The 20,393-nt window shown below is 71.1% G+C and carries 16 protein-coding genes; 12 read left to right on the forward strand and 4 right to left on the reverse strand.

The features are described 5' to 3' along the window. Positions 1-124: 124 nt before the first annotated feature. A complete protein-coding gene (locus ACIPKM_RS12215) occupies positions 125-1,969 on the reverse strand; it encodes a long-chain fatty acid--CoA ligase (RefSeq protein ID WP_229087078.1) in 1,845 nt (614 codons plus the stop codon). A 121-nt stretch (positions 1,970-2,090) separates the two neighbouring features. Here ACIPKM_RS12215 and ACIPKM_RS12220 point away from each other — a divergent pair, with 121 nt between their 5' ends. The 3 genes from ACIPKM_RS12220 (at position 2,091) to ACIPKM_RS12230 (ending at position 5,258) form a co-directional block, all read left to right on the forward strand. Then, complete coding sequence (locus tag ACIPKM_RS12220) at positions 2,091-3,044, forward strand: ROK family glucokinase (protein WP_070418641.1); 954 nt, start codon at positions 2,091-2,093, stop codon at positions 3,042-3,044. Positions 3,045-3,076: 32 nt separating this feature from the next. Then, positions 3,077-3,817 (forward strand): 1-acyl-sn-glycerol-3-phosphate acyltransferase, encoded by a 741-nt coding sequence (locus ACIPKM_RS12225; RefSeq protein WP_070418642.1) that lies wholly within the window; start codon positions 3,077-3,079, stop codon positions 3,815-3,817. Between the two features lie 97 nt (positions 3,818-3,914). Beyond that, entirely contained in the window at positions 3,915-5,258 is a 1,344-nt protein-coding gene (locus ACIPKM_RS12230) for a class II 3-deoxy-7-phosphoheptulonate synthase (RefSeq protein ID WP_092387865.1), read from the forward strand. Positions 5,259-5,751: 493 nt separating this feature from the next. Here ACIPKM_RS12230 and pknB read toward each other — a convergent pair whose 3' ends face one another. Both pknB and ACIPKM_RS12240 read right to left on the reverse strand, forming a co-directional pair. Further along, positions 5,752-7,776 carry a Stk1 family PASTA domain-containing Ser/Thr kinase gene (gene pknB, locus ACIPKM_RS12235; RefSeq protein WP_402736821.1) on the reverse strand — a complete coding sequence of 675 codons (2,025 nt, stop codon included), beginning with the start codon at positions 7,774-7,776 and terminating at the stop codon, positions 5,752-5,754. A gap of 202 nt (positions 7,777-7,978) precedes the next feature. Continuing rightward, positions 7,979-9,196, reverse strand: coding sequence for a LysM peptidoglycan-binding domain-containing protein (locus ACIPKM_RS12240; protein WP_261647517.1), 1,218 nt, complete (start codon positions 9,194-9,196; stop codon positions 7,979-7,981). A 163-nt stretch (positions 9,197-9,359) separates the two neighbouring features. On the opposite strand from ACIPKM_RS12240, the gene ACIPKM_RS12245 reads away from it, so the two are divergent. Then, a complete protein-coding gene (locus tag ACIPKM_RS12245) occupies positions 9,360-9,725 on the forward strand; it encodes an Rv2175c family DNA-binding protein (RefSeq protein WP_071294950.1) in 366 nt (121 codons plus the stop codon). Positions 9,726-9,797: 72 nt separating this feature from the next. On the opposite strand, the gene ACIPKM_RS12250 is transcribed toward ACIPKM_RS12245, so the two are convergent. Continuing rightward, entirely contained in the window at positions 9,798-10,916 is a 1,119-nt protein-coding gene (locus tag ACIPKM_RS12250) for a polyprenyl synthetase family protein (protein ID WP_070418645.1), read from the reverse strand. An 83-nt stretch (positions 10,917-10,999) separates the two neighbouring features. On the opposite strand from ACIPKM_RS12250, the gene ACIPKM_RS12255 reads away from it, so the two are divergent. From ACIPKM_RS12255 to mraY, 8 genes are all read left to right on the forward strand, one after another. Further along, positions 11,000-11,395 carry a DUF3040 domain-containing protein gene (locus ACIPKM_RS12255; protein WP_070418646.1) on the forward strand — a complete coding sequence of 132 codons (396 nt, stop codon included), beginning with the start codon at positions 11,000-11,002 and terminating at the stop codon, positions 11,393-11,395. A 755-nt stretch (positions 11,396-12,150) separates the two neighbouring features. Beyond that, positions 12,151-12,582, forward strand: a complete 432-nt coding sequence (gene mraZ / locus ACIPKM_RS12260; RefSeq protein ID WP_022906684.1) for a division/cell wall cluster transcriptional repressor MraZ — start codon at positions 12,151-12,153, stop codon at positions 12,580-12,582. Positions 12,583-12,688: 106 nt separating this feature from the next. Then, on the forward strand, positions 12,689-13,654 hold the full coding sequence (rsmH, locus tag ACIPKM_RS12265) for a 16S rRNA (cytosine(1402)-N(4))-methyltransferase RsmH (RefSeq protein ID WP_175475733.1): 966 nt from the start codon (positions 12,689-12,691) through the stop codon (positions 13,652-13,654). A 1-nt stretch (position 13,655) separates the two neighbouring features. After that, on the forward strand, positions 13,656-14,309 hold the full coding sequence (locus ACIPKM_RS12270; protein ID WP_070418648.1) for a hypothetical protein: 654 nt from the start codon (positions 13,656-13,658) through the stop codon (positions 14,307-14,309). A 57-nt stretch (positions 14,310-14,366) separates the two neighbouring features. Then, complete coding sequence (locus ACIPKM_RS12275) at positions 14,367-16,136, forward strand: penicillin-binding protein 2 (protein ID WP_083295312.1); 1,770 nt, start codon at positions 14,367-14,369, stop codon at positions 16,134-16,136. 14 nt (positions 16,137-16,150) lie between these two features. Continuing rightward, the gene (locus ACIPKM_RS12280) at positions 16,151-17,788 is read left to right on the forward strand and encodes a Mur ligase family protein (protein WP_071294968.1); all 1,638 of its coding nucleotides are present in this window, start codon (positions 16,151-16,153) and stop codon (positions 17,786-17,788) included. Further along, on the forward strand, positions 17,785-19,290 hold the full coding sequence (murF, locus tag ACIPKM_RS12285) for a UDP-N-acetylmuramoyl-tripeptide--D-alanyl-D-alanine ligase (RefSeq protein ID WP_071294948.1): 1,506 nt from the start codon (positions 17,785-17,787) through the stop codon (positions 19,288-19,290). The genes ACIPKM_RS12280 and murF overlap by 4 nt, the downstream gene beginning before the upstream one ends. Continuing rightward, positions 19,287-20,390: a phospho-N-acetylmuramoyl-pentapeptide-transferase gene (gene mraY / locus ACIPKM_RS12290; RefSeq protein WP_071294947.1), complete on the forward strand. Its 1,104-nt coding sequence runs from the start codon at positions 19,287-19,289 to the stop codon at positions 20,388-20,390. Before murF ends, mraY begins: the two co-directional genes overlap by 4 nt. Positions 20,391-20,393: the final 3 nt, after the last annotated feature.

Genomic DNA, 20,393 nt, shown 5'->3' on the forward strand with positions numbered 1-20,393 from the left:
GCGCGCGCCTCGCGGCGCCCCCCGCCCCTCCCGGGGGCTGTTCTGCGAGCGCGCCCCCCCCCCGCCCGCGCCCGCCCCCGCCCCCGCCCCCCCCCCCCCCCGCCTCCTGGCACGCGTCGCGGACCTAGCCCCGGCGGCGGCGACCCTCGACGACGGGCGTCGCGGTGGTCTGCACCTTCGACCCCGAGTAGATGTGCTCGACGTCGGCAGCGAAGTCCTTCAGGACGACCGCGCGCTTGATCGTCAGCTTCGGCGTGAGGTGCCCCGATGCCTCGGTGAGGTCGGTGTCGAGCACCGTGAACGACCGGACCGACTCGGCACGTGACACGCGCTGGTTGGCGGCGTCGATCGCCTCCTGCACGGCCTGGTGGACCCGCTCGTCGTAGGCGGCTTCGTGCGCGGTGAGCGCCGGGGTGATCCCGCGCGTCTCGCACCATCCGGCGAGCATGTCCCGGTCGAGCGTGACGAGGGCGGCGACGAAGGGCTTGCCCTCGCCGACGACGACGACCTGGCCGATGAGCGGGTGCTCGCGGATGCCGTCCTCGAGCGGTGCCGGTGCGACGTTCTTGCCGCTGGCGGTGACGATGAGCTCCTTGGCGCGGCCGGTCACGGTGAGGACGCCGTCGGTGTCGAGCCGGCCGAGGTCGCCGGTCCGGAACCAGCCGTCGACGAGGGCCTTCGCGGTGGCCTCGTCGTTCCGCCAGTAGCGGTCGAAGACGTCGACGCCGCGGATGAGGATCTCGTCGTCCTCGGCGATCCGGATCTCGACGCCCGGGAGCGCACGGCCGACACTGCCGATCCGGAGCTCCCCGGCTCGGTTCACGGTCGCGGGGGCGGTCGTCTCGGTGAGGCCGTACCCCTCGAGGATGAGCACCCCGATCGACCGGAAGAAGTGCGACAGCCGCGGGGAGAGCGGTGCCGAGCCGCTCACGGCGTAGCGGACGCGGCCGCCCATCGCGTCGCGGAGCTTGGCGTAGACGAGCCGGTCGAAGAGCTTGAACCGGAGGGCGAGTCCGAGCGGGACCTTCCCGCTCGCGAGGGCCTCGGAGTGCGCGACCGCGGTCTTCGCGGCGGCGCGGAAGATCCGACCCTTGCCCCCGAGGTCGGCCTTCTGCTCGGCGGAGTTGTAGATCTTCTCGAACACGCGCGGGACGGCGAGCAGGAACGACGGCTTGAACGTCGACACCGCGTGCATGAGGTCCTTCGTGTCCGGCTCGTGGCCGACGAGGACGCCCGCGGAGACGGACATCACCGCGATGAACCGGGCGAAGACGTGGGCCATCGGGATGAACAGCAGCGTCGAGGCGTCGTCGGCGACGACCTCGGGCATCGCCTCCGACGCGCCCTCCACGGTGGCGGTGAAGTTGTCGTGCCGGAGCACGCAGCCCTTCGGCCGGCCCGTCGTCCCCGAGGTGTAGATGATCGTGGCGTCGTCGTGGCCGTGCACGTCGACGGTGCGGGCGTCGAGCTCGGCGTCGGTGACGTCCTCGCCGAGGCGGACGAGGTCGTCGAGCCCGCCGCCGTCGATCGTCCAGTGCTGGCCGAGGTGCGGCAGGTCCGGTGCGATCGACGCGACACGGCGGGCGTGCTCCTCCTGCTCGACGACGATCGCGACGGCCTCGGAGTCGGAGAGGATCCAGCGCACCTGGTCGGGGGAGCTGGTCTCGTAGACCGGGATCGACACGAGGCCGGCGGTCCACACGGCGAAGTCGACGAGCGTCCACTCGAGGCGGGTGCGCGACAGGATCGCCACGTGCGCGCCGGGCTCGAGGCCCGCGGCGACGAAGCCCTTCGCGATCCCGCGGACCCGACGTTCGACGTCGGCCGCGCTGATCGGGGTCCAGGTGTCGCCGCGGCGCTCGGCGAGGATCGGACGGTCCGGTGTCGCCCGCGCCCGCTCGGAGAGCAGTCGGGCAGCCGAACCGTGGTCGGGTGCGGTGATCGGGGTTGGGTGCCGCTGATCGTTCACGGTGACTCCCTTGTCGGCCGGTTCGATTCGAGTGCGCCTCATCGTCGAGGCGACACCGCCAGCATAGGGCGCGGTGTCGAGCGTTCCGTGTGGACGCAGGGAACCGGTAGGCTCGTTCCTCGTGCACGCCATCGGAATCGACATCGGGGGCACCAAGATCGCGGGAGCGGTCGTCACGGAACTGGGCGAGATCGTCGCCGAGGACCGGGTGGCCACCAACGCTGCGGACCCGGACGCCATGCTCGACGACGTGGTCGCGATGGTCTCGCGACTGCGCGCCGCGAACGAGGTCAGCGCGGTGGGCGTCGCCGCGCCGGGCTTCATCGACGCCTCGCAGTCGATCGTCTACTACACGCCGAACATCCGGTGGCGGAACGAGCCGCTGCGCCAGAAGCTGCAGCAGCGCATCGGTGACCTGCACATCACCGTCGACAACGACGCCAACGCGGCGGGCTGGGCGGAGTTCCGCTTCGGTGCCGGTCGGCTCGTGTCCGACATGACCATGCTCACGATCGGGACCGGCGTCGGCGGTGCGATCGTCACCGAGGACCGCCTCTTCCGCGGGGGCTTCGGCACCGGTGGCGAGATCGGCCACCTCCGGATCGTGCCGAACGGCCTCCCGTGCGGCTGCGGCGCCCGCGGCTGCATCGAGCAGTACGGCTCCGGTCGTGCCCTGCAGCGCATGGCGAACGACGTCGCGGACGCCGGCGGTATCGGTTCCGCCCTCGCCGACGCCCGTGCGGCCAACGGCGGGGAGCTCGACGGGCACATCGTCGGCGACCTGATCCTGGCCGACGACCCGGGTGCCCTCGCGGCCCTGCGGCGGCTCGGTCGGCACCTCGGCGAGGCCTGCGCCTCGCTGTCCGCCGTGCTCGACCCGCAGCTCTTCGTCTTCGGCGGCGGCGTCGCGAGCGCGGGGGACCGGCTGCTCGACCCGATCAAGCAGGCCTACCTCAACAACCTGCCGGCCCGGGGCTACCACCCGGAGCCGGACTTCGTGATCGCCGAGCTCGTCAACGACGCCGGTGTCGTCGGCGCGGCCGACCTCGCTCGGATCCACGCCCGCACGGCGTAGGGTCGCACCACCCCACCGTCTCGGAGTCGACGATGACCTACTGGCTGCTGAAGAACTTCCTGCTCGGGCCGCTCATCCTCACGCTCTTCCGGCCGTGGGTCGTCGGTCGTGAGCACGTCCCCGCGAAGGGACCGGTGATCTTCGCGTCCAACCACATCTCGTTCATCGACTCGGTGATCCTGCCGGCCGTGCTCGACCGCCGGCTGTCGTTCCTGGCGAAGAGCGACTACTTCACGGGTCGTGGGCTCAAGGGCTGGGCGACGAAGACGTTCTTCAACGCCATCGGCCAGCTCCCCATCGACCGCTCCGGCGGCAAGGCGTCCGAGGCGTCGCTCCGGACCGGCCTGCAGGTCCTCGCCCGGGGTGAGCAGCTCGGCATCTACCCCGAGGGCACCCGCAGCCCGGACGGCAAGCTCTACCGGGGCCGCACCGGCATCGCCCGCATGATCCTCGAGGGGCGCGTCACCGTCGTCCCGGTCGCAATGGTCGGCACGCGCGAGGTGCAGCAGATCGGGCAGCGCTTCCCGAAGTTCAAGCGCGTGGGCGTCGTCTTCGGCAAGCCCCTCGACTTCTCCCGCTTCGAGGGCTTCGAGACCGACCGCTTCATCCTCCGCAGCGTCACCGACGAGGTCATGCACGAGCTCGCCGGGCTGAGCCGCCAGGAGTACGTCGACGTCTACGCGACGAGTGTCAAGGAGCGTGCGAGCACGGCGCGCGAGCAGGTCCTCCGCGGCAAGGTCACGCGGAATGGGCGGGGCACCTCGGCACGTTAGGATTCGATGGTTCCGGCATCCGCCCGGACGGCCATCCCTTCGAGAGGTACCACCCTTGTTCGAGTCGACCGACTTCGTCGCCCTGCAGGATCCGGACGTGATCGAGGGCCTCGACTATTGGCGGACGCTCCCGATCAAGCAGCAGCCCACGTGGCCGGACGCCAGCGCGGCCGAGGCCGCCTCGGCCGAGATCGCCACGCTGCCCCCGCTCGTCTTCGCGGGCGAGGTCGACAAGCTGCGTGAACGGCTCGCGTCGGCGGCCCAGGGCAAGGCGTTCCTGCTGCAGGGCGGCGATTGCGCCGAGACGTTCGCCGGTGCCACGGCGGACTCGATCCGCGACCGTGTGAAGACCATCCTCCAGATGGCCGTCGTGCTCACCTACGGTGCGTCGATGCCCGTCATCAAGATGGGCCGCATGGCCGGGCAGTTCGCCAAGCCGCGCTCGAGCGACTTCGAGACCCGCGGCGACGTCACGCTGCCCGCCTACCGCGGCGACATCGTGAACGGCTACGACTTCACGCCGGAGAGCCGCCAGGCCGACCCCCGACGCCTCGTGCAGGGCTACCACACCGCTGCGTCGACCCTGAACCTCGTCCGCGCCTTCACGCAGGGCGGGTTCGCCGACCTGCGCCAGGTGCACTCGTGGAACAAGGGCTTCGCGTCGAACCCGGCGAACGCCCGGTACGAGCACCTCGCGAAGGAGATCGACCGCGCGATCCGCTTCATGGACGCCTGCGGTGCGGACTTCGACGAGCTGAAGCACGTCGAGTTCTACGCCTCGCACGAGGGGCTGCTCATGGACTACGAGCGCCCGATGACCCGGATCGACTCGCGGTCCGGGCTCGCCTACGACACCTCCGGACACTTCATCTGGATCGGTGAGCGCACCCGCGACCTCGACGGCGCCCACGTGGACTTCCTGTCCCGCGTGCGGAACCCGATCGGCGTCAAGCTCGGCCCGACGACCTCGGTCGACGACATGAAGGCCCTGGTCGACAAGCTCGACCCGAACCGCGAGCCGGGGCGCCTGACGTTCATCACCCGCATGGGCGCCGGCAAGATCCGCGACGAGCTGCCGAAGCTGCTCGAGGCGATCAAGGGCATGGACGCCAACCCGCTGTGGGTGACGGACCCGATGCACGGCAACGGCCTGACGACGCCGACCGGGTACAAGACCCGCCGGTTCGACGACGTCGTGGACGAGGTCCTCGGCTTCTTCGAGGCCCACCGCGAGGTCGGCACGTACCCGGGCGGCATGCACGTCGAGCTCACCGGTGACGACGTCACGGAGTGCCTGGGTGGCTCGGAGCAGATCGACGAGGCCACCCTCGCGACCCGCTACGAGTCCCTGTGCGACCCGCGACTGAACCACATGCAGTCGCTCGAGCTGGCGTTCCTGGTCGCCGAGGAGCTCGGCGCCCACCCGCACGTGCGCGCGTAGCGCGGTCGCGATCCGCGAAAGCGACAGGGTCCTGCGGAGTCTCCGCGGGACCCTGTCGCTTCGGCGGCACGGGCTGCGTCGCGATGCGCACGTCCGTCGCTTCCGCGCAGTGGTAGCCACGACCGTGGGACGGGAGGCGCGGTGCCAGCCCGCACCGTGCCTCCCGTCCGTCGCGCGCTCGTGACACCGTCGTGCGGGCCGAGTCTCGCAGCGCCGCCGACGGCCGCGGCGTGCGAAAGCGACAGGGTCCTGCGGAATCTCCGCGGGACCCTGTCGCCTCGGCGGCACGGGCCGCATCGCGTCGCGCGAGCCTGTCGCTTTCGCGCCGTGGTCGCCACGACCGACGGACGGGAGGCGCGGTGCCAGCCCGCTCCGCGCCTCCCGTCCGTCACGCGCTTGCGGCCTGGCCCGAGACTCGGCCCGGCGGGCAGTGCGGGCCGTAGGAGGGCGCGGAACTGTCCGCGGGGCCGAGACTCGCCGCCGCGCGGTGCGCCTACTGCTTGTAGGCGAGCGTGATCGTGTCGCCGCGGTGCACGGTCGTGCCCGCCGCCGGGTCTGTGGACTCGACGGGGAGCGAGGCCTTCCAGTCGTAGAAGCCGCACAGGATGTTCGTGCAGTCCGGCACCGAGACCTTGAGCCCGAGCGCGTCGAGCGTCGAGGTGGCGTCGTTGATCGTCTTCCCGTGGACGTCCGGCAGCGTGATGGGCGCCGGACCCTTGGAGACGACGACGTCGATCGCGGAGCCGCGCACGACGGGGTCGTCCTGGGCCTTCGCGGACATGATCTGTCCCTCGGGCACGTCGTCGCTGAACTGGCCGTCCTGCGAGCCGAGCGTGAGCCCCACCGTGTCGAGCGTCGCCGTGGCGTCGCTCACGGACTTGCCGACCACGTCCGGGACCGCGCCGAGGGAGACCGTGAGCGTCACCGGGCCGCGTTCGCCGTAGGTCTCGACCGTCGAGAGGTCGATCGTCTGGCCGTCGGTGCCGAGACCCGTCGCGGCGATGACGGTGTCCTTCGGGGCGTCGGCGGAGAACTGGTACTGGTCGTCCTGCAGCTGGAAGTCGTCGTCGAGCGCCGCGGTGACGGTGGAGAGCGGCTGCCCGACGATGGCCGGCAGGGCGATCATCTTCGGCCCGTTCGACACGACGATCTGCACCGAGGTGCCCTTGCGGACCTCGCGCTCGGCGGCGGGCTTGGTCGTGGACACCTGGCCCTTCGCGACGACGGCGTCGAAGCGGGTCGCGGTCGACGACGCCGTGTGGAGGCCCTGCGCCTCGAGGAGCTGTCGTGCCTGCGAGACGGACTTGCCGGTGACCTCGGGGATGCGGACGTTGCCCCACGGCCCGGGGCCGAGCGCCCAGCCGATCGAGCCGCCGATCGCCATGAGCACGAGGACGACGACGAGGATGATCCACCCGCGCTTGCGACGCTTGGTCGACTTGTCGGCGAGCCGCTGTCCGGCGGGGGAGAGGGCTCCTGGCTGCGACCCGGTCCGGCGGGGACCCGGAGCGTTCCGGCCACCGCGGCCACCGGGCTGCTGGGCCGACGAGCGCTGGGCCGGTTCGAGGATGGTGGTGGCGTCACCCGAGTCCGCCGAGGTCGGCGTCGCGGACCCGGCGGGGATGATCGCGGTCGCGTTCTCGGGCCGCAGCACGGCGGTGCGGTACTGACCGGTGGCGCGCTGCTGGTCGCCCGACATGTGGTCGAGCATCTCGCGGGCGTCGCGCGGCCGGTCGTCCGGGTTGCGGGCGGTGGACCAGGCGACGAGGTCGTCGAGCTCCGGCGGGACCCCGGCGACGGCGGCGCTCGGCGCGGGGACCGAGTCGTTGGCGTGCTGGTAGGCGATCTGCATCGGCTGCTCGCCCTTGTAGGGCTGCTCGCCGGTGAGCATCTCGTAGAGCATGATGCCGAGCGCGTAGATGTCGCTGCGGGAGTCGGCGGCGCCGCGCGTGACGAGCTCGGGGGAGAGGTACGCGATCGTCCCGAGCAGGGCCGCTCCGGTCGCGGTGTTCGCCGTGGTCGCACGGGCGAGACCGAAGTCTCCGAGCTTGATGCGGCCGTCGTCGGCGAGCAGGACGTTCTCGGGCTTGAGGTCGCGGTGGACGATGCCGGCGCGGTGGGCCGAGGCGAGCCCGGCGAGGACGGCCCGGAGGATGTCGGTCGCCTGCTCCGGCGTCAGTGCGTGGTGTTCCTGCAGGAGGTCGCGGAGCGTGATCCCCGGGATGTACTCCATGACGATGTACGCCGTGTCGTCCTCGGCGCCCTGGTCGTACACGCCGACGAGGTTCGGGTGGGAGAGCCGGGCGGCTGACCGGGCCTCTTGGATGAAGCGCTCCCGGAAGGCCTGGTCGTCCGCCAGGTGGCCGTGCATGATCTTGATCGCGACGCGCCGCTCGAGCCGCACGTCGGTCGCCAGGTACACGGTCGCCATGCCCCCGCGCGCGATGCGGGAGCGTACGCGGTACCGGTGATCGATCATGCGACCGATCATCGGATCCGTGGCGGCGTTGGTGGTCATCGGCGGCATTCTACGAATCGGGACTGCACGGACCCGCACTGACGCTCCGGTCGTGACCGAATCTCGATCTTGCGGATGACTCGGTTCCGCCGAGCGGCCAGGCGTGCGAGCGCGCGTGACGGCCCGGCGGACGGGCGTGCGAGCGCGCGCGACGGCCCGATGGACGGGCGTGCGAGCGCGCGCGACGGCCCGGCGGCCAGGCTCAGAGCGACGCCAGCAGGCTCTGCGCGGTCTTCTCCCACTGCGCGTACGCCTTCGGGTACGCCGACACCTGCACGGCCTGCGCCGCCGTCGTGACGTTCATCGACGACCAGCCGGCGATGTCGAGCAGCCCGCGGGTGTGCCCGGGGTTGCCCGTGAAGAACCGCTTCGCCGCCGTCGCCGGGTCCTGGAGGGCCGCAGCGGACCCCCAGCCCTGGCTCGGCCGCTGCTGGAACAGCCCGACCGAGTCGCGGTCCCCGTGGGAGAGGTTGCGCAGGCTCGACTCCTGCATCGCCGCGGCGAGGGCGATGACGATCCCGTGGTCGGACACCCCGAGGGACCGGCCGACCGCCACGATCGTCGCCGCGTTGCCCCGCTGCTCGACGGAGAGCGAGGGGCCCGACGACGGCAGGACGAGCGTCTTGCCGGCGTAGATCGTGCTCGTGTAGGTGAGTCCGTTCGCCGAGAGGAGCGCCGAGACCGTCACGCCGTGCGAGGCCGCGATCGAGGCGATGGTGTCACCCGTCCCGATCTTCACGCTGCCGGCCCGGGCCGACGACGCACTGCCGGAGGTGGAGGCCGGAGCGGACGTGACCGCCGCCACCGGCGCTGCCGTCGCACCCGCGGTCGGCACCCGCAGCGTCTGCCCGGGGTAGATCACCGAGCGCTGGGAGAGCCTGTTCGCACTGAGGAGCGCCGTGGTCGACACACCGACGCGCGAGGCGATGCCGGACACCGTGTCGCCCTGCTTGACGTGGTAGCTGCCCGTGGCCGAGGTCGTCGCCGACGCCGTGCTGACCGCCGGCGTCGAGGAGAGGTGCAGGGTCTGCCCGGGGTGGATGATCGTGTTCCAGCCGAGGCCGTTGCGCACGAGGACCTCCTGCGCGGACAGGCCGTAGCGGGCGGCGATGCCCGACACGGTGTCGCCCTGACGGACGGTGTAGGTGGTGGGCGCCTTCGTCGAGACGGCGGCGACCGTGGTCACGGTGGTCTGCGACGGACGGGCGACCGCGGTCTCGAAGACCGGTCGATCGGTCACCGTGCGGTCCTCGTCGACGTGCCGCTTGTTGCGGTTGTCGTCGTCGTGGCGCGGTTCGGCGTGGGCGACCGGGCCGGTGAGTCCGGCGGTCACCGCGATCGTCCCCGCGAGGACGATGGGCATGGTCGCGAACCGGGCGGATCGTGCGCGCCGGGCGTCTTCGTCTGCAGCGTTGTCCACGGTGTCTCCTGTTCGAGCGGTGAGCCGGTGCACGTGCGTGCGCACTCACAGGTGTTCCCACGCTGGCATGGCGTGATTCCCAAGTCAACCAGAGAGTCGGATGTTGCGTGTGTGACGAATGTGACGAACGAGTCGGTGTGACGCCCCGTCGCACTCTGGCAACATGGGGCCTGTGAGTGCTGCACCCATCGACGACACGACCCTTTCCGAGCGATGGCTGACCGTCCCCGACCTGGTGGACCTGCTCGGGGTGAGCCCCGGACGCGTCCACCGGCTCTTCGAGCAGAAGACGCTGCTGGCCGCGCGCATCGACGGTGTCCTGCGTGTGCCGAGCGAGTTCCTCGACGACACCGAGCCCCTGCCGGAACTGCGCGGGACGCTCATCGTCCTGTCCGACAACGGCTTCACCGATGACGAAGCCGTCCGCTGGATGCTCTCCGTCGACGACGCGATGGGCACCTCGCCGATCGCCGCGCTGCGCGCCGGCCGCAAGGCCGAGGTGCGTCGCGTCGCCCAGTCGCTGCTCTAGCGGTTCCCACCTCGGGTCCAGGAGGCGCGGTGCCAGCCGGCACCGTCCCTCCTGGCATGCAGGTGGGGGCGTCTACGCGGAGCGGCGGCTGACCGTGTCGGCCAGCGCGACGAGCTGCTCGCGCGCCGACGGGGTCAGCGGTGCCGCCTCGATCGCGGCCTTCGCGCGCTGCACGTGCCGCTCGATCGACCGCTCGACGGCGGCGACCGCACCGGACTCGGTGAGCGTCGCGCGGAGCATCTGCACCTGCGCCTCGTCGAGGTCCGGGTCGCCCAGGAGCTCGTCGAGCAACTGCCGGGGACCACTCGGCAACGCCTTGCGGGCCGAGGCGATGAGGACGGTGCGCTTGCCCTCGCGCAGGTCGTCGCCGGCGGGCTTGCCGGTGACCTCGGGGTCGCCGAAGACGCCGAGCATGTCGTCGCGGAGCTGGTACGCCACGCCGAGGGGGAGGCCGAACGCCCGGAGCCCCTCGAGCTGCGCGTCCGACGCCCCGGCCACGAGGGCACCGATCACGAGCGGGGCCTCGATCGAGTACTTCGCGGACTTGAAGACGATGACGCGCTGGGCCCGGACGAGGTGTTCGTCCTCGTCGATGGTCGGCCAGGCGGTCTCCTCGTGCACGTCGAGGTACTGCCCCGCCGTGACGTCGAGGCGCATGGTGTGGAACTCCTGGCGGACGATGCGGCCCCGCGCGGGGTCGAGCAGGGCGAGCCCCTCGTCGAAGACCGAGTCGCTCAGGGAGAGCAGGAGGTCGCCGAGCAGCAGGGCCGAGTTCGTGCCGTAGAGCGCCCGGTCGCCGACCCAGCCCGACTCCTCGTGGAGGGACTCGAACCGGCGGTGCGCTGCCGGACGCCCGCGGCGGGTGTCCGAGCGGTCCATGATGTCGTCGTGGACGAGCGCCGCAGCGTGGAAGATCTCGAGCGCGGCCGCGACCGTGACGATCGCCTCGGCCGTGGTCTGCCGGGACCCCTCGCCGAGCGGGTCGAACGAGCCCGACCGCCCCGCGACGGACTGCCAGCCCCAGTAGCAGAACAGGGCCCGGAACCGCTTGCCCCCGGAGAGCAGATCCCGCGCGTACTGGTCGAACGGAGCCAGGTCCGGACTGATCGCGGCGAGCCGTTCCCGTTGGTCGTCCAGCGCCCGATCGATCCGCGCCGACACGAGGTCCACTAATCGCGTACTCTCAGCCACACTCCCTACCCTAGTGGAGCGGTCGAGTCGTAGACTCGGTCCACCTCAACCACGCGTCGATCCCAGGAACAGAGGGAACAAAGATGCCACTCTCGGAGCAAGAGCAGCGCCTCCTCGAAGAGATGGAGCGCAGCCTCTACCAGAATGACTCCGACTTCGTCGCGCGTGTCACGCGTCGCCAGGGTCGTCCGACGTACACGTCGATCACGCTCGGGGTGCTCGGAGCACTCGCAGGCGTCGCCATCGTCATCGTCGGGTTGGTCATGCGCCAGCCGCTCATCGGGATCCTCGGCTTCGTTGTGATGCTGGCCGGAGTCCTCTTCGCGCTGCGTCCCGGTATGCGAGCCCCCAAGGCGAAGGCGCCACGGGCCGGCAAGCCGTCGACGGGCGGAGCCTCGCGGCCGAGTCAGGGCGGCGGCGGGTCCTTCATGGACCGGATGAACGACCGCTGGGACAAGCGGAACGACAACCAGGGCTAGCGGCCCTCCACACTCCTCCACGGGGTCGGTCCTTCGGGGCCGGCCCCGTTTCGTGCGTCCGGGGTGGGTCGGGGTGCGCCGGGTCGGCGGGCGCCGCGCCGACTGTGCGGAACACGCCGCGACCCGTTCGGCGACCGGGCGAAATCGGTCCCGCTCAAGCCGGCGCAGCGGCCGATCGTGCCCGCTCGGCGGTCCGCATGCGGCGGGTAGCGACCGCTCGGTGAGCGGGTGAAACACGTCCCACTCGAGGCCGCGCAGCGGCCGATCGTGCCCGCTCGGGGGTCCGCGCGCGGCGGGTCGTGACCGCTGGGGCGAGGCGGTGCGTGCCATCGGACGGGAGGCGCGGGTCGGCGCCGCACCGCGCCTCCCGTCCCGCAGGTGCCGGCTCAACGGGCGCAACACGCCGCCGGCCAGTCGCCGAGCGGGCGCGAAACGGCCCGCTCGGCGCCGCCGAGCAACCGGTTCCGCCCGCTCGACGACCGGCACGGGCCACGGGAGCCGCCGCCGCGCCGCGGGAGTGCGCCCCGGAGCTGTGGAAGTCCTCCACTTCCCTCCACGCGCTCCACATCCCTCCACCGGGTCCTCGATCCCCGTGGATTCGGGCCTCTCCGCGCTCGAGCGCGCCGGAACTGAGCCTCCATCGACCCCAAAACAGGGCACGACGGCGATTTCGGGAATGATTTCCGCACCGTGGGGAGGGGAGTGGAGTAAAGTGGGGGACACAACGGTCCGGTGGAGCGGAGGGGAGGCCCGACGTGCTGCTCGGTACCCATGCCCCGAAGCTCGACGAGAAGGGTCGCGTGATCCTCCCCGCCAAGTTCCGGGACGAACTGTCCGGGGGCCTCGTGATGACCCGCGGGCAGGAGCGCTGCGTCGTCGTCTTCAGCGCGGACACGTTCGAGCAACTGCACGAGCGCATCCGCACCGCACCGATGACCTCGAAGCGCACCCGGGACTACATGCGCCTGTTCCTCTCCGGAGCGAGCGCGGAACAGCCCGACAAGCAGAACCGCGTCACCATCCCGCAGAACCTCCGCGAGTACGCGGGGCTCGAGCGGGACCTGACGGTCATCGGCTCCGGTGACCGTGCCGAGATCTGGTCGACCCCCGCGTGGGAGGCCTACTACGCAGAAGTCGAAGAGGGCTTCGCCGACAACGACGAGGAGGTGATCCCGGGGATCTTCTGATCCGTGGATCGGGACTCCCAGCCGTGCATCCCTGACACCCCTTCCCCGGTGTCAGGTCGCATGGATGGGGATCCGGACCCGCGGCCCGGAGGACGAGGGGCTGCACATGGCCGAGAACGAGACGGGCGCACAGCGCTTCCCCCACACCCCGGTGATGCTCGAGCGCATCGTCGACCTCTTCACGCCCACCCTCGAGGGGCCGGGCAAGGTCGTGGTCGACGCGACGCTCGGCATGGGCGGCCACTCCGAGGGGCTGCTCGAGCGCTTCCCGGAGCTGACGCTCATCGGCCTCGACCGCGACACCGACGCGCTCGGCATCGCGGGGGAGCGGCTCGCCCGCTTCGGTGACCGCGTCCGCCTGGTGCACACGGTCTACGACGGCATCGTCGACGCGATCGAGGGCGAGGGCTTCGACGAGGTCGACGGCGTCCTGTTCGACCTCGGTGTCAGCTCCCTGCAGCTCGACCGGGCCGAGCGTGGCTTCGCGTACAGCCAGGACGCACCGCTCGACATGCGGATGGACCGGACCGAGGGGCAGACCGCCGCCGACGTCCTCGCCACCTACGACGAGGGCGAGCTGCGCCGGATCTTCCAGCGCTACGGCGAGGAGAAGCTCGCCGGTCGCTACGCCCGGGCGATCGTCGAGCGACGGGTGACCGCCCCGTTCGAGATGTCCGGCGACCTCGTGCAGGTCCTGCACGACGCGACCCCGGTGGCCATCCAGCGCCAGGGACACCCCGCGAAGCGCGTGTTCCAGGCGCTGCGCATCGAGGTGAACGCCGAACTGAGCGTCCTCGAACGGGCGATCCCGGCAGCGCTCGACGCCATCGCGGTCGGTGGCCGCATCGTCGTCGAGTCGTACCAGTCGCTCGAGGACCGCATCGTCAAGCGGGCGCTGACCGCACGGACGAAGTCGAGCGCACCCGCCGGCCTGCCGGTCGAACTGCCCGAGCACCGGCCGACGTACGAACTGGTCGTCAAGGGCGCCGAGCAGGCCGACGAGGCCGAACGCGCCGCCAACCCACGAGCAACGCCCGTGCGCCTGCGCGCGGCCGAGCGGATCCGGAAGTGACATGAGCACGAACCTCGCACTCGTCGACCCCGCCGTCGTCCCGTCCCGCGCCCCGCGTCCGACGCGGCAGAACCGGCCGGAGCTCGTCGAGGTCACCCCGACGAAGGCCCAGCGCCGTGCCCGCCCGCGCATCGCGTACGCCGTGGTGGCGGTGGCCGCCCTCGGCATCCTGCTCCTCGCGCAGCTCGGCATCAGCATGGTGCTCAGCCAGGGCGCGTACACGCTGAACTCCCTCAGCGCGGAGCAGACGAACCTCTCCCGCACGCAGCAGTCGCTGTCCGAGGAGCTGCGGGTCCTCGACTCGCCGCAGAACCTGGCCCGCAACGCGCAGGCACTCGGCATGATCGCGAACTCGACGCCGGTGTACCTCGACCCGAAGACCGGCCGGGTGTACGGCACGCCGACCCCGGCGGTCGCGGACCAGGCCACGGCGGCGACCTCGAACCAGGTCCCGAACTCGCTGCTGGACGAGGTGCCGCTCGCCGCGAAGCAGGGCGACACCTCCACCAGCAAGGAGAGCGGGCCCACGGCGGGCAGCGACGCCGCCGCGGCGGACGCTGGGAAGACCGCAGGCGCCAGCGCGTCGGCCGGGGCTTCCTCGACGGCCGACGTAGAGTCCGACCCGAACCAGCTCCAGGCCCCGTCCACGCGGTGACCTGCGGGCCGGGGGCCCTGCCGCACGACCGCTCCACCCCGGGAAGGACCGCACCGCGTGACGAAGACGATCCGCAGCCGACGACTCCGCTACAGCGTCGTGATGATCGCCGTGATCGCCCTCGTGGCGGTCTTCGTGATCCGCCTCGTCGACATCCAGGTGGTCCAGGCCGCCGCGCTCAACGAGCTGTCGAAGGAGAAGCGGAGCATCCCCGTCACGATCTACGGCACCCGCGGGTCGATCGTGGACCGCAACGGGACCGAGCTCGCCGACAGCGTCACCCGGTACAACATCACGACCGCGCCACGGCTGGTCAAGAAGTTCGAGGGCAAGCTCGGCGGCACGCGGGTGAAGGACGTCTCGGTCGACCAGGCACTGACGGCACTGGCGAAGGCGTCGGGCGGTGACGTCGCCACCATGCAGAAGAACATCGCGGCCAACCCGCGGTCCGACTTCGCCTACCTCGTCAAGGGCCTCGACGTGAAGCACTACGAGGCGGTGACCGCGCTCGACATCCCCTGGATCTACAAGGAGCAGCAGGCGTCACGGGTGTACCCGACGGGTGCGACGGCCGGCAACATCACCGGCTTCATGGGCACCGACGGCGCCCAGGCCGGCCTCGAGTACGCCTACGACAAGTGCCTGGCCGGGTCGAACGGCTCCGAGACGTACGAGCGCGGGTCCGACGGTGTCCAGCTCCCGGGCAGCACCGTGACCACGAAGGAAGCCAAGGACGGCGGGACCGTCGAGACCACGATCGACAGCGACCTGCAGTACATGGCCGAGCAGACGATCGCGTCCGCTGCGAAGTCCCTGCAGGCCGAGTCGGCGACGGCGACCGTCACGAGCGTGAAGACCGGCGAACTCCTGGCCGTCGCGGACTACCCGACGGTCGACCCGAACAACGTCGACGGCACGACCGACAAGGGCGCGTTCGGCTCCCGGGCCCTCACGGCCACGTACGAGCCCGGGTCAACGATCAAGGCCGCCATCGCCGCCGCCCTCATCGACCAGGGCAAGTCGAGTCCGACCGACCAGGCCGTCGTGCCGTACACGCGCTCGTTCCCGTGGGGCGGGTCGATCCACGACTCCGAGTTCCACGACACCGAGAACCTCACGCTCACGGGGATCCTCCAGAACTCCTCGAACGTCGGGATCACCGAGCTCGGCGAGCGACTGACCGCCCAGCAGCGGTACGACTACATGCAGAAGTTCGGCCTGTTCGAGCCCGAGTCGGCGATCGACTACCCGGGCCAACCGTCGATGGACTACGGCACGAGCCCGAACTGGGACCAGCAGACGAACATCAACTCGATGTTCGGCCAGGGCATCTCGACGACCGCGATCCAGGTCGCGAGCATCTTCCAGACCCTGGCGAACGACGGCGTCCGGATCCCGCTGCACCTCGTCAAGGGCTGCGAGACCGCCGACGGCAAGACGATCGACGCGCCCGACGTGCAGCCGACGCGCGTCGTGTCCGCGAACGCCGCGACGCAGGTCACGGACATGCTGCAGAGCGTGGTCACCGGCGGCACCCTCGTGGGGATGAAGCCGATCTCCGGCTACAACATCGCCGCGAAGACCGGTACCGCCGAGGTCGCCGAGGGGTCGAAGGGCTACGGCGGCCAGCGCATCACCTCGGTGGCCGGAATGGCACCCGCCGAGGACCCCCAGTATGTTGTCACGGTGACGTTCACGAAGCCGCAGGCCAACAAGTGGTCCAGCGGAGCGGCTCCGGCGTTCCGAACTCTCATGTCCCAGGTGCTCGAGAAGTACCGAGTAGCCCCCTCCACGACGCCGGCGAAGACCTACCCGACCACGTGGTGAGGAAGAAGGAGCACTTGTCCGCACGGATCCCCCCGGTCCTCCGACCCGAACACCCGACCCCGAGGGCCGTGGCCGAACTCGCGAACGCGTTCGGTCTGCGAGTCGTCGGCTCGGTCGACGCCGTCGAGACGACCGGCGTCACCCTGAGCGCCGCCGAGGTGCAGCCGGGTGACCTCTTCGTCGGCGTGCACGGTGCGAACCGGCACGGCGCGGAGTTCTCCGCCGAGGCCGCCGAGCGCGGCGCGGTCGCGGTCCTGACCGACGACGCCGGCGTGGAGCACGCCCAGGCGGCCGGTCTGCCGGTGCTCGTCGTCGACGACCCCCGTGCGGCCCTCGGCGACGTGTCGGCGTGGGTGTACCGCACCCACCCGGACGAGGCCACCGACCTGCCGCAGCTGTTCGCCGTCACCGGCACGAACGGCAAGACGAGCACGTCCTACATCCTCGAGGGGATCCTCAAGCAGCTCGGCCTCGTCACGGGCCTCAGCTCCACCGCCGAGCGGCACATCGGCGCGCTCAGCGTCACGAGCCGCCTCACCACGCCCGAGGCGAGCGAGATGCACGCCCTGCTCGCCCGGATGCGCGAGAGCGAGGTCCGCGCGGTCGCCGTCGAGGTGAGCGCCCAGGCCCTCAGCCGCCACCGCGTCGACGGCATCGTCTTCGACGTCGCGGCGTTCACGAACCTGTCGCACGACCACCTCGACGACTACGCCGACATGGAGGAGTACTACCAGGCGAAGCTCCCGCTGTTCCAGCCCGAACACGCCCGTCGCGGCGTCGTCTCGCTGGACACGGACTGGGGCCACCGCGTGGTGCAGGACTCCCGGATCCCGGTCACGACCATCACGGTCCACCCCGACGTCGAGGCCGAGTGGCACGTCGACATCGTCGAGGCGCACGCCGCCTACACCGAGTTCCGACTGACCGGTCCCGAGGGCCGTGCGCTCACCACCCGTGTGCCGCTGATCGGCTGGCACATGGCCGCGAACGCCGCGCTGGCGATCGTGATGCTGGTCGAGGGCGGGTTCGAGCTCGGCGCCATCGCGCACGCGCTCGAGACGAACCACCGCCGCTACCCGGACGAGGACGAGCGCGAGCAGCGCGGCGAGCGGACGAGCGCCATCGAGTGCTACCTGCCCGGCCGGACCGAGCGCGTCTCGGGCGACCGCGGCCCGAGCGTCTACGTCGACTTCGGCCACAGCGCCGACGCCTTCGAGAACACCCTCGCGGCCGTCCGGCAGTTCACCCCCGGCAAGGTCCTCATGCTCTTCGGCGCCGACGGCGACCGCGACAAGACCAAGCGCGGCGACATGGCCCGCGTGGCTGCTGCGGGGAGCGACATCCTCGTCGTCACCGACCACCACCCGCGCTTCGAGGACGCCGCATCGATCCGGAAGACCCTCGTCGACGCCGCGCGCGAGGCGTTCCCCGAGCACGAGCTCCACGAGGTCAGCCCGCCCGAGGCCGCGATCCGCACCGCGGTGGGCCTCGTCGGCGAGGGGGACTCGATCCTCTGGGCCGGCCCCGGCCACCAGGACTACCGCGACATCCAGGGCGTCCGCACGCCGTACTCGGCACGCGACGAAGCCCGCCAGGCCCTCCGCGAGGCCGGTTGGGAACCGAACTCCGGCCCCACCGAGGAACTCCGATGATCGCCATGACCCTCGCCGAGATCGCGACAGCGGTCGACGGCGAGCTGATCCCGGGTGCCCAGGCGACCGACGTCGCCGACCAGGGCGACCTGGTCGTCGACGGCACCGTCGAGACCGACTCCCGCCTCGTGACGCCGGGCAGCGTGTTCTTCGCACTCCCGGGCGAGGTCACTGACGGACGACGCTTCGTCCCCGCGGCGACCGAGGCCGGCGCCGCGCTCGTCATCACGCCCGAGCGCGTCGAGACCACGGCACCGCAGATCGTCGTGACGGATGGCTACGACGCCCTCGCCGCGCTCGCGCACGAGGTCGTCACGCGCGTCCGGATGGCGACCGCCGACCGCGTCGACGCCGACGGACGCCCGGCGCCGCTCAAGGTCGTCGGGATCACCGGCTCGAACGGCAAGACGAGCACGAAGAACATGCTCCGCACGATCCTCGAGCAGCACGGCGAGACCGTCGCGCCCGAGGGGTCGTTCAACAACCACGTCGGTGCGCCGATCTCGATGCTCCGCATCACCGAGGACACCCGGTACCTGGTCGTCGAGATGGGCGCGAGCGGCATCGGCCACATCGCCAAGCTCGTCGCGATCGCCGAGCCGGACGTCGGCGTCGTCCTCAAGGTGGGCCTCGCGCACGCCGGCGAGTTCGGCGGGATCGAGGCGACCCAGCGCGCCAAGTCCGAGATGGTCACCGACCTGCCCGGGAGCGCGACTGCGCTCCTCAACGTCGACGACGACCGTGTCGCGTCGATGCGCGCCCTGACGGCCGCCCACGTCGTCGGCTTCGGCACGTCCGACGACGCCGACTACCGCATCACCGGCATCGAGACGGACCGCAACGGCACCCGTTTCACGCTCACCGCGCCTCCCGTCCGCCAGGAAGGCGACCCGTCTGCGGACGGACGGCCAGGAGGCACGGATCGCGTCGACGTGCAGCTCGCGATCCTGGGTGAGCACCACGCCATGAACGCGTCCGCCGCGCTCACGGTCGCCCACCTGTGGGGCGTCCCGCTCGCCGCCGGCGCCGCCGCGCTCGCGTCGATGACGCGCGCCGAGCGCTGGCGCATGGAGCTCCTCCCCGGCGGCCCCGACGGCGTCACCGTGATCAACGACGCCTACAACGCGTCGCCCGACTCGACCGCAGCGGCGCTGCGGACCCTGGCGCAGATCGTGCGCCCGGGGGAGCGGACCGTCGCCGTGCTCGGCGAGATGGCCGAGCTCGGCGAGTTCTCGACGGAGGAGCACGACCGCATCGGTCGGCTCGTCGTCCGTCTCGGCATCGGACAGCTCGTGGTCGTCGGCCGCGGCGCGATGCCCATCCACCAGGCCGCCACCCTCGAGGGATCGTGGGACGGCGAGTCCGTGTTCATCGAGGACGTCGACGACGCCGTCCACTCACTGCAGGACATGCTCCGCCCCGGCGACGTCGTCCTCGTCAAGTCCTCGAAGTCCGCCGAACTGCGATTCCTCGGCGACCGCCTCGGAGGTGTCACCGAATGATCGCCCTCCTGATCGCCGGCGCCGTGTCGCTGGTGTTCACACTGCTGCTCACGCCGCTGTTCATCAAGCTGTTCCACCGCCTCGGCTGGGGACAGTTCATCCGCGACGACGGCCCGCAGTCGCACCACACCAAGCGCGGCACGGCGACGATGGGCGGCATCGTCCTCATCATCGGCGCGGTGCTCGGCTACTTCGTCGGACACCTGGTCGGCCGAGACTCGGTCACGCTGTCCGGCCTGCTCGTGCTGTTCCTCATGGTCGGCCTCGGGTTCGTCGGGTTCATCGACGACTTCCTCAAGGTCCGTCGTCAGCGCAGTCTCGGGCTCGGCGGCTGGGCGAAGGTCCTCGGGCAGGTCATCGTCGGCGTCATCTTCGCGACCGTGGCGCTCGTCGTCCCGTCCGGCAACGGCAAGCCGCCGGCGTCGACGATGGTGTCGGCCATCCGGGACATCCCGTGGCTCGACTTCATGGCGCTCGGTACCGTGATCGGCACCGTGCTGTTCCTGGCGTGGATCGTCCTGCTGACGGTCTCGACGTCGAACGGCGTGAACGTGGCGGACGGGCTCGACGGTCTCGCGACCGGCTCGAGCATCCTGGCCATCGGCTCGTACGTGATCATCGGCTTCTGGCAGTCGAACCAGATCTGCGGCGGTGCCCGGCTCGACGCCAGCACCGAGCACGCCTGCTACACCGTGACCAACCCGCTGGACCTCGCGGTCGTGGCGGCAGCGGTCTGCGGCGGCCTGATCGGCTTCCTCTGGTACAACACGTCGCCGGCGCAGATCTTCCTCGGCGACACCGGTTCGCTCGGGCTCGGCGGCGCACTGGCCGGCCTCGCGATCCTCAGCCGCACGGAGCTCCTGCTCATCCTCATCGGTGGCCTGTTCTTCATCGTCACCGGTTCGGTCATCCTGCAGCGGGCGTACTTCAAGATCACGCACGGCAAGCGCATCTTCCGGATGAGTCCGCTGCACCACCACTTCGAGTTGAAGGGGTGGGCCGAGGTGACCGTCGTCGTCCGGTTCTGGATCATCGCGGGACTCTGCGTCGCCGCGGGTGTCGGACTCTTCTACCTCGAATGGATCGCACGAGTTGGTTGACGC

Origin of the sequence: Curtobacterium sp. NPDC086286, from assembly GCF_044746255.1 — a bacterium.
Classification (GTDB): domain Bacteria; phylum Actinomycetota; class Actinomycetes; order Actinomycetales; family Microbacteriaceae; genus Curtobacterium.

What these genes read in the sequence shown, in the direction of transcription:
- ACIPKM_RS12225 (WP_070418642.1), top strand. Translation starts at nt 3,077, where the DNA reads ATGACCTACTGGCTGCTGAAGAACTTCCTGCTCGGGCCGCTCATCCTC.
- pknB (WP_402736821.1), bottom strand. Translation starts at nt 7,776, where the DNA reads ATGACCACCAACGCCGCCACGGATCCGATGATCGGTCGCATGATCGAT.
- ACIPKM_RS12245 (WP_071294950.1), top strand. Translation starts at nt 9,360, where the DNA reads ATGGGGCCTGTGAGTGCTGCACCCATCGACGACACGACCCTTTCCGAG.
- ACIPKM_RS12255 (WP_070418646.1), top strand. Translation starts at nt 11,000, where the DNA reads ATGCCACTCTCGGAGCAAGAGCAGCGCCTCCTCGAAGAGATGGAGCGC.
- rsmH (WP_175475733.1), top strand. Translation starts at nt 12,689, where the DNA reads ATGGCCGAGAACGAGACGGGCGCACAGCGCTTCCCCCACACCCCGGTG.
- ACIPKM_RS12270 (WP_070418648.1), top strand. Translation starts at nt 13,656, where the DNA reads ATGAGCACGAACCTCGCACTCGTCGACCCCGCCGTCGTCCCGTCCCGC.
- murF (WP_071294948.1), top strand. Translation starts at nt 17,785, where the DNA reads ATGATCGCCATGACCCTCGCCGAGATCGCGACAGCGGTCGACGGCGAG.
- mraY (WP_071294947.1), top strand. Translation starts at nt 19,287, where the DNA reads ATGATCGCCCTCCTGATCGCCGGCGCCGTGTCGCTGGTGTTCACACTG.